At 67.5% G+C, this 15,745-nt stretch carries 15 protein-coding genes; 11 read left to right on the forward strand and 4 right to left on the reverse strand.

The annotated features are described in order from the left end of the window. Positions 1 to 242: 242 nt before the first annotated feature. Both HMPREF3114_RS01625 and HMPREF3114_RS01630 read right to left on the reverse strand, forming a co-directional pair. Positions 243 to 863, reverse strand: a complete 621-nt coding sequence (locus HMPREF3114_RS01625) for a thymidine kinase (protein ID WP_005421101.1) — start codon at positions 861 to 863, stop codon at positions 243 to 245. A gap of 124 nt (positions 864 to 987) precedes the next feature. After that, positions 988 to 1,659 carry an SEL1-like repeat protein gene (locus tag HMPREF3114_RS01630; RefSeq protein WP_005421099.1) on the reverse strand — a complete coding sequence of 224 codons (672 nt, stop codon included), beginning with the start codon at positions 1,657 to 1,659 and terminating at the stop codon, positions 988 to 990. Positions 1,660 to 1,758: 99 nt separating this feature from the next. On the opposite strand from HMPREF3114_RS01630, the gene HMPREF3114_RS01635 reads away from it, so the two are divergent. From HMPREF3114_RS01635 to HMPREF3114_RS20855, 3 genes are all read left to right on the forward strand, one after another. Next, complete coding sequence (locus HMPREF3114_RS01635) at positions 1,759 to 3,735, forward strand: UvrD-helicase domain-containing protein (RefSeq protein WP_053498020.1); 1,977 nt, start codon at positions 1,759 to 1,761, stop codon at positions 3,733 to 3,735. Positions 3,736 to 3,935: 200 nt separating this feature from the next. Beyond that, on the forward strand, positions 3,936 to 4,475 hold the full coding sequence (locus HMPREF3114_RS01640) for a GNAT family N-acetyltransferase (protein WP_053498019.1): 540 nt from the start codon (positions 3,936 to 3,938) through the stop codon (positions 4,473 to 4,475). A 160-nt stretch (positions 4,476 to 4,635) separates the two neighbouring features. Beyond that, positions 4,636 to 4,953, forward strand: coding sequence for a hypothetical protein (locus HMPREF3114_RS20855; protein WP_138953373.1), 318 nt, complete (start codon positions 4,636 to 4,638; stop codon positions 4,951 to 4,953). 113 nt (positions 4,954 to 5,066) lie between these two features. On the opposite strand, the gene HMPREF3114_RS01645 is transcribed toward HMPREF3114_RS20855, so the two are convergent. After that, positions 5,067 to 5,720 carry a YceH family protein gene (locus tag HMPREF3114_RS01645; protein WP_053498017.1) on the reverse strand — a complete coding sequence of 218 codons (654 nt, stop codon included), beginning with the start codon at positions 5,718 to 5,720 and terminating at the stop codon, positions 5,067 to 5,069. 101 nt (positions 5,721 to 5,821) lie between these two features. Here HMPREF3114_RS01645 and HMPREF3114_RS01650 point away from each other — a divergent pair, with 101 nt between their 5' ends. The 5 genes from HMPREF3114_RS01650 (at position 5,822) to plsB (ending at position 12,413) form a co-directional block, all read left to right on the forward strand. Then, complete coding sequence (locus HMPREF3114_RS01650) at positions 5,822 to 6,745, forward strand: 5'-nucleotidase, lipoprotein e(P4) family (protein WP_005421086.1); 924 nt, start codon at positions 5,822 to 5,824, stop codon at positions 6,743 to 6,745. Beyond that, positions 6,742 to 7,467 carry an orotidine-5'-phosphate decarboxylase gene (pyrF, locus tag HMPREF3114_RS01655; protein ID WP_005421084.1) on the forward strand — a complete coding sequence of 242 codons (726 nt, stop codon included), beginning with the start codon at positions 6,742 to 6,744 and terminating at the stop codon, positions 7,465 to 7,467. The genes HMPREF3114_RS01650 and pyrF overlap by 4 nt, the downstream gene beginning before the upstream one ends. Before the next feature lie 218 nt (positions 7,468 to 7,685). Then, positions 7,686 to 8,507 carry a S1 family peptidase gene (locus HMPREF3114_RS01660; protein WP_053498015.1) on the forward strand — a complete coding sequence of 274 codons (822 nt, stop codon included), beginning with the start codon at positions 7,686 to 7,688 and terminating at the stop codon, positions 8,505 to 8,507. Between the two features lie 316 nt (positions 8,508 to 8,823). Further along, positions 8,824 to 9,777, forward strand: coding sequence for a hypothetical protein (locus HMPREF3114_RS01665; RefSeq protein WP_053498014.1), 954 nt, complete (start codon positions 8,824 to 8,826; stop codon positions 9,775 to 9,777). Then, complete coding sequence (gene plsB / locus HMPREF3114_RS01670) at positions 9,777 to 12,413, forward strand: glycerol-3-phosphate 1-O-acyltransferase PlsB (RefSeq protein ID WP_053498012.1); 2,637 nt, start codon at positions 9,777 to 9,779, stop codon at positions 12,411 to 12,413. Before HMPREF3114_RS01665 ends, plsB begins: the two co-directional genes overlap by 1 nt. A gap of 122 nt (positions 12,414 to 12,535) precedes the next feature. Here the strand turns inward: plsB and HMPREF3114_RS01675 are convergent, their stop codons facing one another. Continuing rightward, positions 12,536 to 12,739: a YdcH family protein gene (locus HMPREF3114_RS01675; RefSeq protein ID WP_005421068.1), complete on the reverse strand. Its 204-nt coding sequence runs from the start codon at positions 12,737 to 12,739 to the stop codon at positions 12,536 to 12,538. Positions 12,740 to 12,830: 91 nt separating this feature from the next. Between HMPREF3114_RS01675 and ttcA the strand changes: the two genes are divergently transcribed. The 3 genes from ttcA to HMPREF3114_RS01690 are packed head-to-tail and all read left to right on the forward strand — an operon-like array spanning position 12,831 to position 15,532. Continuing rightward, positions 12,831 to 13,751: a tRNA 2-thiocytidine(32) synthetase TtcA gene (gene ttcA / locus HMPREF3114_RS01680; protein WP_176746361.1), complete on the forward strand. Its 921-nt coding sequence runs from the start codon at positions 12,831 to 12,833 to the stop codon at positions 13,749 to 13,751. A 36-nt stretch (positions 13,752 to 13,787) separates the two neighbouring features. Beyond that, a complete protein-coding gene (locus tag HMPREF3114_RS01685; protein ID WP_005421064.1) occupies positions 13,788 to 14,693 on the forward strand; it encodes a recombination-associated protein RdgC in 906 nt (301 codons plus the stop codon). Positions 14,694 to 14,752: 59 nt separating this feature from the next. Then, positions 14,753 to 15,532 carry a M48 family metallopeptidase gene (locus HMPREF3114_RS01690; RefSeq protein WP_053498008.1) on the forward strand — a complete coding sequence of 260 codons (780 nt, stop codon included), beginning with the start codon at positions 14,753 to 14,755 and terminating at the stop codon, positions 15,530 to 15,532. Positions 15,533 to 15,745: the final 213 nt, after the last annotated feature.

Raw genomic sequence — 15,745 nt, forward strand, 5'->3', positions numbered from 1 at the left:
ATATCTGACAGATGTGTCGACCAAGGTCGACACCCACCAACAGCTGCGGGATTGTGTCAGAGGTGGCGCGGTGTCGGAGTGCGGGGTGTCAGCCGCATGGATGCGGCTGCCAAGCTTACAGGGACGTACTTGCAGCGTCCCCGCACTCCGACACCGCCCCGCCATTCCACGGAATGCCCGCTGTTGCCGTTGCTTCGGCTTGAAGCAGGTGCAGGGCTGCAAGCCCTGCAAAAGAACACCCCTTACAGCGGCAGGGGCGCCTGCGCCGGATCGATCCGGCCTTCGCCGCGGGTGATCTTCTTGAACTCGGCACGGCTGACCGACACGTAGCGCTCGTTGCCACCGATCTCCACCTGCGGGCCGTCCTGCACGGCGTGGCCATGCTCGTCCACGCGCACGGTCATCGTCGCCTTCTTGCCGCTGTGGCAGATGGTCTTGATCTCCTGCATCTCGTCGGCCCAGGCCAGCAGGTACTGGCTGCCTTCGAACAGCTCGCCGCGGAAGTCGGTACGAAGGCCGTAGCACAGCACCGGAATGCGCAGCTGGTCGACCACCTCACTGAGCTGCCAGACCTGGGCGCGGGTCAGGAACTGCGCCTCGTCCACCAGCACGCAGCCCATCGGGCCGTTGGCTGCCAGATCCTGCTCCACCCAGCGCTGCAGGTCGGTATCGCGGTCGAAGGCCATGCCGTCAGCGCGCAGGCCGATCCGCGAGGCCACCACGCCGGCGCCGGCACGATCGTCCAGGCGTGGGGTCAGGATCGCCACCCGCATGCCGCGCTCGCGGTAGTTGTGCGCGCTCTGCAGCAGGGTGGTGGTCTTGCCGGCGTTCATCGCCGAGTAGTAGAAGTAGAGCTTGGCCATCGGCCAATTCTAGTCGCCACCCGGCCCGCCGTCGCGGATCGGCCGTGGCCGGGCGATCACGTGCCGGCTGTCGCGTACCCCGGTGCCAGCAGCGCCGAGGCAACGATGGCCTGGCAGGCGTGGCTCATCGCCCCGATCTGGCCAGCTCCTCGTCCTGCCATTGCCGGTAGGCCACCGGGTCCCAGTAGCGCGCCAACTGGTGCTTTTCCGGTTGCAGCACACGGGCCCCCGCATCGCCACGGCCCTGGCTGCGCATGGCGCCGTTCCAGCCGGCGCGGCTGCCGGTCTGCCGCATGCTGCCGGCCCGCAGTTCACGTTCCAGCCGCGGCGTCGCGGCCGGGTCGCCGAACTCGGCATACAGCGCGCGGCCCTCGCGTACCGCGCGCTCGCGCTCGTCGGCGGACAGCGCCTCCCAGAAGCGTTCGCGCTGTACCACCAGCCACTCGGTGCCGCGCTCGGCCGCCAGGTCCATCCATGCATAGCCCAGGGCGCGGTCGACCGGACCGCCCTGCCCGTTCCAGAGCATGTCGGCCAGCGCTGCCTGTGAGAGCTTGTCGCCGTAGCGCGCGGCATTGCGGAAGTCGTTGCGGGCCTCTTCGTGGCGGCCCCGCTCGCGGGCCTGCATGCCGAGCCCACGGAAGCGCAGGTCCGGATGGTAGACGAGGAACTCGTGCGACTGCAGCACGATGGTTTCATAGGCGTCGGCAGGCGGTGCCGGGCTGGACCCGGCCGCAGGCACGGCCAGCAGGCCCAGCAGGGTAGCCACCAGCGGGCGGGCGATGATGTTCAAGGACATGGACCACGCTCCTGTGTTCCGGAGTCGACTCAATACCTTAGGGCCAGGCGTCCTGCAAGTCAGGTCGGCCCGCCGGCACCCCGCTACAATCCTGTCCCCATGCACGGTCTCAATCCCCCCCAAGCCGCCGCCGTCCTGCACATCGAAGGCCCCTTGCTGGTGCTCGCCGGCGCCGGCAGCGGCAAGACGCGGGTGATCGTGGAGAAGATCGCCCACCTGATCGGCAGTGGCCGCTATCCGGCGCGCCGCATCGCGGCGATCACCTTCACCAACAAGTCGGCCAAGGAAATGCGCGAGCGCGTGGCCAAGCGCCTGCGCGAGCAGGACGCCGACGAGGTGACCATCTGCACCTTCCATGCGCTGGGCCTGAAGTTCCTGCAGATCGAACATGCCGCCGTGGGCCTGAAGCGCGGCTTCTCCATCTTCGATGCCGATGATGCCGCCGCGCAGATCAAGGACCTGATGCACGGCGCCAAGCCCGATGACATCGAGGACATGAAGAACCTGGTGTCGCGCGCGAAGAACGCCGGGCTGTCGCCCGAGCAGGCGATGGCCGCCGCACGCAGCAACCGCGAGAAGGAAGCGGCCAGCGTCTACGAGCGCTACCAGCTGCGGCTGACCGCGTTCAATGCGGTCGATTTCGATGACCTGATCCGCCTGCCGGTGCAGATCCTGGAAGAGAACCCCGAGATCGCCCTGGCCTGGCGCGAGCGCATCGGCTACCTGCTGGTGGACGAATGCCAGGACACCAACGACGCGCAATACCGCCTGCTCAAGCAGCTGGCTGGTGAGAAGGGCAATTTCACCTGCGTGGGCGACGATGACCAGTCGATCTACGCCTGGCGTGGCGCCAACCCGGAGAACCTGCAGCAGATGGGGCGTGACTACCCCACGCTGGAAATCATCAAGCTGGAGCAGAACTACCGCTGCTCCAACCGCGTGCTGCGTGCAGCCAATGCGCTGATCGCCAACAACCCGCACGAACACCTGAAGAAGCTGTGGAGCGACCAGGCCGACGGTGAGCGCATCCGCGTGTGGGAGTGCCGCAACAGCGAGCACGAAGCGGAAAAGGTCGCCGCCGAAATCGCCTTCGTGGCGCAGTCGCGCAACGTGCCGTGGAGTGATTTCTGCATCCTGTTCCGTGGCAACTTCCAGTCGCGGCCGCTGGAAAAGGCGATGCAGCTGCTGCGCATCCCCTACCACCTGACCGGCGGCACGATGTTCCTGGAACGCCAGGAAGTGAAGGACACGCTGGCCTGGCTGCGGCTGCTGGTGAACCCGGACGATGACACCGCGTTCATGCGCGCGGTGCAGTCGCCCAAGCGCGACGTGGGTGCCGGTACGCTGGCCAGGCTGGCCGAGCTGGCGCAGGAAAAGGACATGCCGATGGCGCATGTGGCCGAGACCATCGGCGCCCTGCAGCAGTTGCCGCCGCGCGCGGCCAACAGCCTGGCGCGCTTCACCGACATCCTGCGCGACCTGCGGGCGCAGATGCGCCAGGTGACGTCCGGCGACATGATCCGCAAGGTGGCCAAGGAATCGGGGTTGCTGAGCGAGCTGCGCCAGCAGGCCAAGGAAGAGGCCAGCTACCAGCGCCGGGCGAACAACATCGAGGAACTGGCGCAGTGGTTCGAGGGCGGCCCGCGCGGTGCCACCGCCGCCGACCTGGCCGGCCAGCTGGCGCTGCTCTCGCGCAGCGACAAGGACGAGGGCGGCAACCAGGTGCGCATGATGACCCTGCACGCTTCCAAGGGCCTGGAGTTCCCGTACGTGTTCATCGTCGGCTGCGAGGACGGCGTGTTGCCGCACCAGGTCAGCCTGGACGAGGGCAACCTGCAGGAAGAACGTCGCCTGCTGTACGTGGGCATCACCCGCGCCAAGATCCAGCTGTGGATGAGCTACAGCAAGCTCACGCGCAAGTTCGGCGAGCATGTGCGGCTGAAGCCGAGCCGGTTCTTCGATGAGATCCCGGCCGAGGAGATCCAGCGCGATGGCGCGGACCCGGTGGCGGATGCGGCGCGGAAGAAGGAACGGGCGAGCGCGGGGTTGGCGGCGATCGAGGCGTTGTTCGACTAAGGCGCTCCAACGGCGCCGCCCCTCCGTGGTGGAGCACGCGTTGGTTCGGTGGCTGGCCGGTCGGGGTGGGTTCGCGGGGGACGCCGTGAACCCGTCCCTGAAGTGACCGCCGGGCGTGTCCTTCCACGGCAATGCAAAGAAAATCAGATTCAACAGCTGGGGGTTGAGGCAGAATCGGGGTTTCGGCTGGAGGTCTGCGCGTGCATCCGATTGAAAGCGAACGCCTGCGTCTGCGTGCGATCGAGCCCGACCGCGATGCGGTGCCGATGTTGGCACTGTTGAACGATTCGGGCTTCGTGCGATTCATTGGTGACCGCAACGTACGCAGCGAGGAGCAGGCGCGGGAGTACATCGCGCTGCGGGTGCTGCACAGCTATGCGTTGAACGGGTTCGGCATGTATGCCATCGAGCGCTTGTCCGATGGCGCGTGGCTGGGCAATGCCGGGCTGGTGCGGCGTGATGGCCTGCCGGGGCCGGACATCGGCTATGCGGTGCTCTCGGAATTTGCCGGGCAGGGCTACGCCGGTGAGGCGGCGCGTGCGGTGTTCGCGCATGCACGCGGAGCGCTGGGCTTGCGGGATCTGTATGGCATTACCGATCTGGACAACGTGGTGTCCGGGAAGATCCTGCTGGGCCTGGGCATGCAGGAGCGCGGAGTGATCCAGTTGCCAGGAGTGGATTCACCCAGCCGGTTGTACGCGACACCGGGGGCGGTGGCGGTCTCAGCCCCGCGCTCATGACGCAATCTGCACGAATCGAATGAGAACTCTTGTATTTGGCGATAAACCGGCATGTCGTCCGGTTCACCGCCGATGCTTCCGGCTTTGATGAGGGTGACCGACGCGCCGCATTGGACAGCGCTGTGGTCATTACCCAAACCCGGAAACTCCAGGAGTTCTCATGAAGCCCATGACCTTGGCCGTGACGATGTTGTTGAGCATGGCGTCTGCATCCGCATCTGCATTCACGCTTCCCCAGATGGGCGCTCTTTCGCCACGTTCCAGTACACAGGCGTGTCAGAACGCATGGAATGCGTCGTCTGCCAGCCGCAGTTGCCATGTCAACCGCATTGAAGGGCGGCCCGGCACGCAGTGCTTCATCAATGTCAGCTGCGTGCGCAACAACGGCAGCAAACTGGTGAATCAGTACACGATGGAGGAATGGGGGGTACGCGCCCTGTCCAACTGCGACGGAATTCTCAGGGTCGGAGGGTGCTGATCCACGGATCGATCCTGCGCCGATCGGTGCGGGGTGACCGGCCAGGGGTCGGCACTACCTGATGCGGACGGGGTCGGAGCCCGCGCTGCGGGATCCGACCCCGGCAGGCTGCGTCAGCCGCGCAGTTCTGCCAGCTGCGCCTGCAGCTCGGCCACGGCCGCTTCCAGCTGGGCCACGCGCTCGGCCAGGCCCGGATCGGCCGCATCGCTGCTGCCCCCGCCACTGCTGGCGTACTTGGCCGCCAGCGCGGCACCATCCACTTCACCGCACAGCAGGTGCATGTAGCGGTCTTCGCGCTGGCCGCTGGCGCGCGGCAGCACCACCAGCAGCGCGCGCTGCTGCAGGCGCTCGACGGCGTGGCGGGCTTCGTCGATATCCGCAAACCGGTACAGACGCTCGCTGCGCGACACCAGCTCGCCCAGGGTCTGTGGGCCGCGCAGCAGCAGCAGCGCCAGCAGCACGGTCTGTTGCCGGGTCAGGTCCAGCGCGGCCTGCAGGCGGTGCTCGTAGCGGTCGGCGCGCGAGGAGAAGTGCTGGCGGGCCAGGCCCAGTGCTTCCAGCTGGCGCAGCGCGTGCTGCACGCTGCCGGCGTCCACGTTCATCACCGGCTCGCGGGCGGTCTTCTGGTTGGCCGCCGATTGGGCGGCGTTGACCGTCAGCGGGTAGGTGTCCGGAGTGGTTGCCTCCTTCTCCACCAGGCAGCCCAGCAGGCGGGCCTGCACGGCGTCGAGCAGGGGGACGTCGGGGGTCTGGATGGAATCGGTCATGGCGGCCTCCGGAAGGGCAACGGGTCAACCGCCAAGCATAGCCGTCCCCGGGTCGGCTTTGCCGGTAAAATGCGCCGGTATATCTGATTGCCGGTGAATCCATGCGTCGTCCTGTTTCCCTGTCCCTGACCCTGCTCGCCACCGCGGCGCTGGGCCTGTCCGCCTGCAAGCGCGTGGACGCGCCTGCCGCTGAAGCCGCGGCGCCGCAGGCCCCGGCGTCCGCCGCCAAGGCCGATGGCGCGCGTGATGCCACCGCCAACGACAACCTCAACGCCGTGCTGTGGATGCAGCGTGCGCAGGAGTACAGGGCGATCACCGAGCAGACCTACCGCGCCGCCGCCGACCACCTGGACGTGGCGCTGAAGGAAGCCCATTGGGATGCTCTGGTGCCGGAAGAACGCGGCAACGAGGCCAAGGGCCTGAAGCCGGCCGTGGTGCTGGACGTGGACGAGACCGTGCTGGACAACTCGCCCTACCAGGCGCGCCTGGTGCGCGACGGCAAGGAATACGACGAGCTGAGCTGGGACCAGTGGGTGGCCGAAAAGAAGGCCAAGGCGATCCCGGGCGTGGTTGATTTCGCCAAGGCGGCCAACGCCAAGGGCGTGACCCTGCTGTACATCTCCAACCGTGCCGTGCACCTGAAGGACGCGACCCTGGCCAACCTGCGCGAGCAGGGCCTGCCGGTGGCCGATGACAGCGTGTTCCTGGGCCTGGGCACCGTGGTCGAAGGCTGCGAGCAGGCTGGCAGCGAGAAGAACTGCCGCCGCCGCCTGGCCGGGCAGAAGTACCGCGTGCTGATGCAGTTCGGCGACCAGCTGGGTGACTTCGTGGAAGTGACCGCCAACACCAACGAAGGCCGTGACGCCCTGCTGCAGCAGTACCACGACTGGTTCGGCGAGCGCTGGTGGATGCTGCCGAACCCGACCTACGGCGGCTTCGAGCCGGCGCAGTTCAACAACGATTACAGCCAGTCGCGCCAGGCCCGCCACGACGCCAAGCGCGCCGCGCTGGACTACGCACCATGAGCCGCGCACCGCTGCCGCTGCGCGATGACGAGCGCCTGATCTTCGCGCTGGACGTGCCTGACCGCGCGCAGGCGCTGGCGTGGGTCGACCGCCTGGGCGACAGCGTGGCGTTCTACAAGATCGGCATGGAACTGCTCGCCTCCGGCGAGTACTTCCAGGTGCTCGATGAGCTGGCCCGCCGCGACAAGCGCGTGTTCGTCGACCTGAAGTTCTTCGACATCCCGGCCACGGCTGCGGCGGTGATCAAGCGCCTGTCGCAGTGGCCGGTCAGCTACGCCACCATCCATGGCTGGCACCCGGCCATGATGGAGGCGTGCGCCGCCGCCAACAGCGGCGACATGCGCCTGCTGGCAGTGACCGTGCTGACCTCGATGGGTCGCCCCGACCTCGCACAGATGGGCATCGACCGCGAACCGGTGGACGTGGTGGTCGAGCGCGCGCTGGCCGCCCAGGCCGCCGGCATCGATGGCGTGATTGCTTCGGGCCAGGAGGCCGGCCCGATCCGCGCTGCCACCGGCAGCGGATTCTCGATCGTCTGCCCGGGCATCCGCCCCGGTGGCCCGGTCGGCGATGACCAGAAGCGTACCGTTGGCGTAGCGCAGGCCTTTGCCGATGGCGCCGATGCCATCGTGGTCGGTCGGCCGATCCGCCTGGCCGCCGATCCGCAGGCCGCAGCGCGGGCGATCCAGCAGGAAATCGCGTCGGCTCTGGCTGCACGCTGAGCCCACAGCCGACGCCGGTCACGCCGGCACCACGAACGCCATCCCGATCCATGCGGGATGGCGTTCGCATTTGTGGGTCTGCAGCTGTCGCAGGCGGCGCCAGCCATGAGAACTGTGCGCAGGTTCGCGCTGTGGGCCCCTCCACTGCTCCCCAATCGATGCACCGGTACGGACCGCGGCCGCGCCGGTTCCAACCATCGACAGAGGAGTACAGGGAAATGTATCGCAGCACCTCTTTGTTCATCGGCCTGCTGTTGGCCGCGTCTGCCGTACCCGCCATCGCTGCGCCGCAGCTGCGCGATGCGCCGCGCATCATCGGCGGCGAAGCGGCGCCGGCCGACGAGTACCCGTTCATGGTCAGCATCCAGGGCATCTTCGACGGCGATTCGGACCATGATCGCCACTTCTGCGGGGGCACCCTCATCTCACCCTCGTGGGTGCTGACGGCCGCGCACTGCATGCAGGGCGAAGCGCCTGGTGGCATCGCCGTTGTCGGCAAGGTCACGGCCCTGTCCACTGACGCCGGACCACGACCCTCCAACGTCAAGGCGATCCACGTCCATCCGGCATTCAACAGCGGCAATTCGCTGGAGCACGACGTCGCCCTGATCCAGCTCAGCGCACCGCTGGTCGGCGCACAGCCGGTAGCACTGCGGCTGCGGCCCGACGCCAGCTATCTCAAGCCGGGCCGTGAATTCACGGTGATCGGCTGGGGAGACACCGACATCGGCGATGGCCGGGTCTATCCGACTCAGCTGCAGACCGCACAGGTGCCGTTCGTGTCATTCGATGAATGCCAGCAGGCGTACGGCGGTGAACTATCACGTGGCAAGGTGATCTGCGCCGGCCGCGAGGGCATCGACAGCTGCCAGGGGGATTCCGGAGGCCCCCTGCTGCTGCGCCTGCGTGAAGGCTGGACCCAGTTCGGTGTCGTCAGTTGGGGCGAGGGCTGTGCGCTGGCCGGCTATCCGGGGATTTATGCCCGAATCGCCGAAAAACACGCCGTAGATTTCATCGAAGCGGTTTGGCAACGCGATTGAAACAATAAAATCAAATACATACATCGCATTACGTGAAGTGTTGCCTTAACTTGAACGGCAGCGTAGGATCGCCGCCATCCGGTCCTCGGGCCGGACATGTGCCACAACACTGTCCTCCGGCCCCGCGCCGGCTTGAAGAGCCTGTGATCCCCCGTGATCCGGGCTCTTTTTTTATCCCGATGGCGGCGCTGGGGTCAGATCCCTCTGCCGCAGCAGAGGAGATCTGACCCCCCTTTGCTGGAAACCGTGACATCCCGGCTTGCCGCTGTCACGTCGCAGGCCGCAAGATGCGGGCCGGTCCGGGGAGTCCGAGTGCATGAGCGTGGCGGTGCGAGGAAAGTCTGCGCGTGGATGGGGGCTGGCGGCCGTGCTGCTGCTGGCCGTGGCGGGGTGCCGCGAGTCTGCCAACGATCCGGCCAGGCCGGCGGCCGAGCCGGTGGCTGCGGTACAGGCGATGGCGTTGCGCCTGGCCGAGGATGATCTGGTCGGCTACGCAAAGCTGTCGGTGCCGCCGGGCCAGTACCAGCGCCTGCAGCAGGCCTGGGCGGAGGGCCACAGCCAGTGGCCGCTGACCGAACTGCCGCTGGGTGACCAGCTGCTGCCGATGCTGGCCGCGCTGCGCAAGCCCGATGCCAGCACCGAACTGCAGCGCAGCTTCGATCGCCAGCTGGCCGGCCAGGCCAGCGCCGTGCGCCAGGCTGCGCAGTCGATGGGCAACTTCGGCGTGCAGTACCTGCGCCACCAGAAGGGCTACACGCCGGGCCAGCAGGCCCACTACATCGCCCTGGTCGAGACCCTGGCGGGGTGGGCGCAGGCTGCCCCGATCAGCGACCGCGCACGTGCCCGCAGCACCATCGCCGCGCTGGTCGGCGCCGCCAACAAGGTCGGTTTCGATGACGAAGCCGGCCTGCAGGCGGCCGGCATGGAAGGCAGCCTGCAGCAGCTGGCGCCGTTCATCCACACGCTCAAGGCGGTGCTCGGCAGTTACGGGCTGGGCGTGGACGACGCGCTGCGCAGCGTGCGCGGCGAGCTGCTCTCGGTAGAGGGCGACAACGCGCTGGTGCGCCTGCACTACGACCTGGCCGGCCGCGAGATGACCCTGCAGCTGCCACTGAGCCGGCGCGAGGGCCACTGGTACTTGACCCGCACCTTGGCCGACACCGACGCGCTGCTGCGCAAGGCCGATGCGGCCCGCGCGGCTGCGTCGCCAGCACCGGCTGAAGCCCCCGCCGAGGGTGGGGAAGCGGCAATGCCACCGCCTAAGCCATAATGGCGCCGATGTCGAAACAGAACCCGCTGCCGTTCCCCGGCGAAGAATCCCAGTCGACGCCCGCCGATACGGTGCCGGCGTCTCCCTCGACCGGTACCGGCCCGAACCCGGTACCGCCGCCCGCGCACGCGCGTCCGGCCGGACGCCGTCCACTGTGGGCCCGCCTGCTCGGTCGCCTGGTCGAGCCGTGGCTGTCGCTGAAGATCGAACCGGAAGACCCGGGCCAGTACAACGATGGCCGCCCGGTCATGTACGTGCTGGAAGACTACGGCCTGTCCAACGCGCTGATCCTGGACAAGGCCTGCCGCCAGGCCGGCCTGCCGTCGCCGCTGGTGCCGCTGGCCGGTGATCCGACCGGCCGCAAGCGCGCCTATCTGGCGCTGTCGCGGCGCAGCTCCAGCAACTCGCTGATTCCCGAGCAGCGCGGCGCCAAGACCCACTCCGATTCGCTGGCCAAGGTCCTGCAGGCGCACCGCGTGCGCGACGACCTGGATGTGCACCTGGTGCCGGTGTCGATCTTCGTCGGCCGCGCGCCGGACAAGCAGAGCGGCTGGTTCGCGGTGCTGTTCTCGGAAAACTGGGCGCTGGTGGGCCGCTTCCGCCGCCTGCTGGGGCTGCTGCTGAACGGGCGCAATACCATCGTGCGCTTCGCTCCGCCGATCTCGCTGCGCAGCACCGTCGACGAAGGCCTGGAGCCGGAGCGCACGGTGCGCAAGCTGCAGCGCGTGCTGCGCACCCATTTCCGCCGCATCCGTGAATCGGTGATCGGCCCGGACCTGTCGACCCGGCGCCTGCTGGTGGACCAGGTGCTGGCCGCCGAGCCGGTCCGCGAAGCGATCGCCGCACAGGCCAAGCGCGACAACTCGAAGCCGGCCGATGCCTGGAAGAAGGCGCACGCCTACGCCTGGGAAATCGCTGCGGACTATTCCAGCCCGGTGGTGCGCTCGGCCAGCTTCATGCTCAGCCACGTGTGGAACCGCATCTATGCGGGCGTGCTGGTGCACCACCTGGACAAGTTCAAGGCCGCCGCGCCGGGCCACGAAGTGGTCTACGTGCCCAGCCACCGCAGCCACATGGACTACCTGCTGCTGTCCTACCTGCTGTACGACCGTGGCATCGTGCCGCCGCACATCGTGGCCGGCATTAACCTGAACCTGCCGGTGGTCGGCACCCTGCTGCGCAAGGGCGGTGCGTTCTTCATCCGCCGTTCGATCCGTGGCAATGCGCTGTACTCTGCGGTGCTCAGTGAGTACGTCGCGCAGCTGGTGGCCGGTGGCTATTCGCTGGAGTACTTCGTCGAAGGCGGCCGCTCGCGTACCGGGCGCCTGCTGCAGCCCAAGGGCGGCATGATCTCGATGACGCTGCGTGCATTCCTGCGCCAGCCGCGCAAGCCGGTCCTGTTCCAGCCCATCTACATCGGCTACGAGAAGCTGATGGAGGGCGGCAGCTACCTGGACGAACTGTCCGGCCGGCCGAAGGAAAAGGAGTCGATCTGGTCGCTGCTGTGGGGCATCCCCAAGGTGCTCAAGCAGAACTACGGCCAGGTGGTGGTGAACTTCGGCGAGCCGATCGCGCTGAACGATGTGCTGGCCGAGAAGGCCCCGGAGTGGAAGGGCGAGGCGGTGCCCGAGGACGAGAAGCCGGCCTGGCTGTCGACCACGGTGGATACGCTGGCCGAACGCATCCAGGTGCGCATCAACGGCGCTGCCGACGTCAACCCCATCAACCTGCTGGCGCTGGCCCTGCTGTCCACGCCGAAGCACGCGATGGGCGAGGCCGACCTGATCGCGCAGATCGAGCTGTGCAAGACGCTGCTGGTCGAGATGCCGTACTCGGACCGGGTGACGGTGACCCCGCACTCGCCGGAGCGGATCATCGCCCATGCCGAGGAGATCAACGTCCTCACCCGCATCAAGCACCCGCTCGGCGATGTGCTCAGCGTCAGCGGCGACACCGCGGTGCTGCTCAGCTACTTCCGCAACAACGTGGTGCACCTGTTCACCGCCTCGTCGTGGGTGGCCTGCTGCTTCCAGAACAACCGCCGCATGAGCCGTACCGGCCTGGTCCAGCTGGGCCGCACGGTGTACCCGTTCCTGCAGGCCGAGCTGTTCCTGCCGTGGAGCGAGGACGAGTTCGCGCAGCGCATTGACCGCACCATCGATGTGTTCGTGCGCGAAGGCCTGCTGCAGAACGTCAACGATGACGACGGCGGCATCCTGGCGCGCAACACCGGGCAGACCGACGAGGTGTTCCGCCTGCGGGCGATCGGCCATTCGCTGCAGCAGGCGTTCGAGCGCTACTACATCGCCATTTCGGTGCTGGTGAAGAACGGCCCGGGCGTGCTCGGTGCGGCCGAGCTGGAAAGCCTGTGCCAGCAGGCCGCGCAGCGCCTGAGCCTGCTCTATGCGCCGGCCGCTCCCGAGTTCTTCGACAAGGCCCTGTTCCGCGGCTTCATCCAGAAGCTGCGCGAACTGCGCCTGGTGTGGCCGGACGAGAACAGCAAGCTGCTGTTCGACGAACGCCTGGATGCCTGGGCCAAGGACGCCAAGTTCATCCTGGGGCGCGAGCTGCGCCACACCATCGAGCGGGTCAGCCCGGAAGCAGCGCGCCCGGACGAGCCTGCGCCGCAGGATTGAAGGTCGCGCCGGACAATGCGGTGGGTGCGGACCTTGGTCCGCACACTTCCACCCGAGCCAACCAAGGTTGGCACCTACCGGAGAGGGAGGCCAACCAAGGTTGGCACCCACCCGGACCCGGCTCAGGCCGGCTCGTCGGGAATCTGCAGGCTTTCCAGCCTGGCGATGCAGTCCTTCAGCTGCAGCTTGCGCCGCTTCAGGCGCTTGGCTTCCAGTTCGTCCTCGCCGTTGGCCGCCATGCGGGTGATCTGTTCATCCAGCAGGCGGTGCTCGGCGCGCAGGGCGGCGAGGTGCTCGACGATCTCGGCGGGGCTGTAGGTATCCACAGCCTCCGAGCATACACAGCGTTGATGACTGCCGGGAGAGGGGAAACCCGATCCCCGGCCGGGGCGGCTCCGAGCCGTTAGAATGGAACCCATGAGTGCCGTGATTTCCCTTCCCGATCCCCAGCCGCGCGCCGCCCGCGATCCACGCGTGGCCGAGCGCGAGCAGCACAAGCTGGCCAAGCGCCTGCGCCGCCAGGTCGGCGAGGCGATTGCCGACTTCGGCATGATCGAGGCCGGCGACAAGGTCATGGTCTGCCTATCCGGCGGCAAGGACAGCTACACCCTGCTGGATGTACTGCTGCAGCTGCAGAAGAAGGCGCCGGTGCCGTTCGAGCTGGTGGCGGTGAACCTGGACCAGAAGCAGCCGGGCTTCCCCGAGCACATCCTGCCGAAGTACCTGGCGGGGCTTGGCGTGCCGTACCACATCATCGAGCAGGACACCTATTCGGTGGTCAGCCGGGTCATCCCGGAGGGCAAGACGATGTGTTCGCTGTGCTCGCGCCTGCGTCGTGGCGCGCTGTACAACTACGCCGAGACCCACGGGTTCACCAAGATCGCGCTGGGCCACCACCGCGACGACATGGTGGCCACGTTCTTCATGAACCTGTTCCACCACGCCAAGCTGGCGGGCATGCCGCCGAAGCTGCGCAGCGACGACGGCAGGCACGTGGTGATCCGGCCGCTGGCCTACGTGCGCGAGAGCGACATCGTCGACTACGCGCAGGCACGCCAGTTCCCGATCATTCCCTGCAACCTGTGCGGCAGCCAGGAGAACCTGCAGCGCCGCCAGGTCGGCCTGATGCTCAAGCAGTGGGAAAAGGACCATCCGGGCCGCATCGAGCAGATCGCGCGCGCCATGGGTGAAGTCCGGCCCTCGCAGCTGGCCGACACCACCCTGTTCGACTTCATGGCGCTGGGCCGTCGCGACGACACGCCGCTGCCCGACGCCCATGCCTGGCTGGCCGGCTCCCCGGCCGATGCCGACGCAGATCCCGAGACGCCCACCGTTTAAGGTCGGTCGCCCTTCCTCTTCGCCATCCGGAATTCCATGTTCTTTCGCAACCTGACGTTCTTCCGTTTCCCGACCACCACCGATTTTTCCGAAGTCGATACCCTGCTGCCGCACGCCGTGCTCAAGCCTGTTGGCGCGCTGGAAATGAATTCGCGCGGCTTCATTTCGCCGTTCGGCCGCGAGGAGAAGGAACTGCTGTCCCACCGCATCGCCGAACACCTGTGGCTGACCGTGGGCGGCGAGGACAAGATCCTGCCGGCGGCGGTGGTCAACGACCTGCTCGAGCGCAAGCTGGAAGAGATCGAGGAGAAGGAAGGGCGGCGCCCGGGTGGCCGCGAGCGCAAGCGCATGAAGGACGACCTGCTGCATGAACTGCTGCCGCGCGCCTTCGTGAAGTCCTCGCGCAACGACGCCTTCATCGACCTGCAGCACGGCTACGTGGCGGTGGATACCTCCAGCCGCAAGACCGGCGAATACTTCATGTCCGACATCCGCGGGTTGCTCGGCAGCTTCCCGGCGATGCCGCTGAACGCCGAAGTCGCGCCGCGCTCGATCCTGACCGGCTGGATCGCCGGAGAGCCGCTGCCGACCGGGCTGAGCCTGGGCGAAGAGTGCGAGATGAAGGATCCGGTCGAAGGCGGCGCGGTGGTCAAGTGCCAGCACCAGGAACTGCGCTGCGACGAGATCGACAAGCACCTGGACGCCGGCAAGCAGGTGACCAAGCTGGCGCTGATCTTCGAGGACAACCTGTCCTTCGTGATCGGCGACGACCTGATCGTGCGCAAGCTGAAGTTCCTCGACGGCGCCCTGGACCAGCTGGAGCATGCCGACGAAGACGGCCGCCGTGCCGAGTTCGATGCCCGCTTCGCCCTGCAGAGCGCCGAGATCCGCCGCCTGTTCCTGTTGCTGGAAGAAGCGTTCAAGCTCAGCAAGGCTGACTGAACAGGCAGCTCGACGGTCGCCGGTCATCCGGCGGCCCGAAGCAGCGCTATGCTGGGCGCATGAGCCGTCTGCTGCGCCGCCTGATCACGCCGACCCCGCCCGCCACCGTACAGCGCGACACCGTTCGCCTGCGCCTGGAGGATGCCGAGATCGAGGTGCTGCGCGTGCGCGATCCGCGCGCGCGCCGCATCAAGCTGAGCGTGGACGAGCGTGGCGCGCGGTTGACGTTGCCACTGCGCGCAAGCCTGGTAATGGGCGAGCGCTTCCTGGAACAGCACCGCGACTGGCTGGCGCTGCAGCTGCGGCAGTACCAGGGGCAGGGCCTGCCGGCACCGCTGCAGCCCGGCGAAGACGGCGTGCTGCCATTGCGCGGTGAACTGTTGCCGCTGCGCTGGCAGGAAGGCCGCTACGCGCGGCTGGAGATCGACGCGCACGGTGCCTGCGTGCAGTGGCCGACCCGTGGTGGCGACGCCACCCTGCGCCGCCTGCTGCGCGAGTTCTATGAAGCGCAGACCCGCGCCGACGTCGGCCGCTGGCTGCCGAAGTACCTGCCCACCCTGCCGCGCGCTCCCAGCCGCCTGCGCCTGAAGGTGATGTCCTCGCAGTGGGGCTCGCTGGCCCCCGATGGCAGCATGGCCCTGGACCTGGCCCTGGTGCTCGGTCGTCCGGAAGCGTTCGAGTACGTGCTGGTGCACGAACTCTGCCACCTGATCCAACCGAATCATTCGCCCGCGTTCTGGCACGAAGTGGAACAACGCTTCCCCGCTTGGCGCGAGCAGCGCGACTACTTCCAGCTGGAAGGTCGGCGACTGAAGGCGATGCTTCGCCAGCTGTTGTAGAGCCGAGCCGATGCTCGGCTGACGCGTGCAGCGCGGGGCTCCAGTCATCACGTTGAAGAGCAGCCGAGCATGGCTCGGCTCTACAGAAGAGCGCGCGCAGCGCGCGACCCGCTCCTGCTCTTCCTTCTTTCTTCCGTGGTGGGCACACCGGAAACTGTCGAAGGACGGGATGGGTGGGATTGCGGGGGTGTCCGCGGCATGGATGCCGCGGCC

The sequence above is a fragment of the Stenotrophomonas sp. HMSC10F07 genome, assembly GCF_001807895.1.
GTDB classification, from domain to species: Bacteria; Pseudomonadota; Gammaproteobacteria; order Xanthomonadales; family Xanthomonadaceae; genus Stenotrophomonas; species Stenotrophomonas sepilia.

What these genes read in the sequence shown, in the direction of transcription:
- HMPREF3114_RS01685 (WP_005421064.1), top strand. Translation starts at nt 13,788, where the DNA reads ATGTTCTTTCGCAACCTGACGTTCTTCCGTTTCCCGACCACCACCGAT.
- HMPREF3114_RS20855 (WP_138953373.1), top strand. Translation starts at nt 4,636, where the DNA reads ATGAAGCCCATGACCTTGGCCGTGACGATGTTGTTGAGCATGGCGTCT.
- HMPREF3114_RS01690 (WP_053498008.1), top strand. Translation starts at nt 14,753, where the DNA reads ATGAGCCGTCTGCTGCGCCGCCTGATCACGCCGACCCCGCCCGCCACC.
- HMPREF3114_RS01665 (WP_053498014.1), top strand. Translation starts at nt 8,824, where the DNA reads ATGAGCGTGGCGGTGCGAGGAAAGTCTGCGCGTGGATGGGGGCTGGCG.
- HMPREF3114_RS01645 (WP_053498017.1), bottom strand. Translation starts at nt 5,720, where the DNA reads ATGACCGATTCCATCCAGACCCCCGACGTCCCCCTGCTCGACGCCGTG.
- HMPREF3114_RS01630 (WP_005421099.1), bottom strand. Translation starts at nt 1,659, where the DNA reads ATGTCCTTGAACATCATCGCCCGCCCGCTGGTGGCTACCCTGCTGGGC.
- ttcA (WP_176746361.1), top strand. Translation starts at nt 12,831, where the DNA reads ATGAGTGCCGTGATTTCCCTTCCCGATCCCCAGCCGCGCGCCGCCCGC.
- HMPREF3114_RS01635 (WP_053498020.1), top strand. Translation starts at nt 1,759, where the DNA reads ATGCACGGTCTCAATCCCCCCCAAGCCGCCGCCGTCCTGCACATCGAA.
- HMPREF3114_RS01650 (WP_005421086.1), top strand. Translation starts at nt 5,822, where the DNA reads ATGCGTCGTCCTGTTTCCCTGTCCCTGACCCTGCTCGCCACCGCGGCG.
- HMPREF3114_RS01625 (WP_005421101.1), bottom strand. Translation starts at nt 863, where the DNA reads ATGGCCAAGCTCTACTTCTACTACTCGGCGATGAACGCCGGCAAGACC.
- plsB (WP_053498012.1), top strand. Translation starts at nt 9,777, where the DNA reads ATGGCGCCGATGTCGAAACAGAACCCGCTGCCGTTCCCCGGCGAAGAA.
- pyrF (WP_005421084.1), top strand. Translation starts at nt 6,742, where the DNA reads ATGAGCCGCGCACCGCTGCCGCTGCGCGATGACGAGCGCCTGATCTTC.
- HMPREF3114_RS01660 (WP_053498015.1), top strand. Translation starts at nt 7,686, where the DNA reads ATGTATCGCAGCACCTCTTTGTTCATCGGCCTGCTGTTGGCCGCGTCT.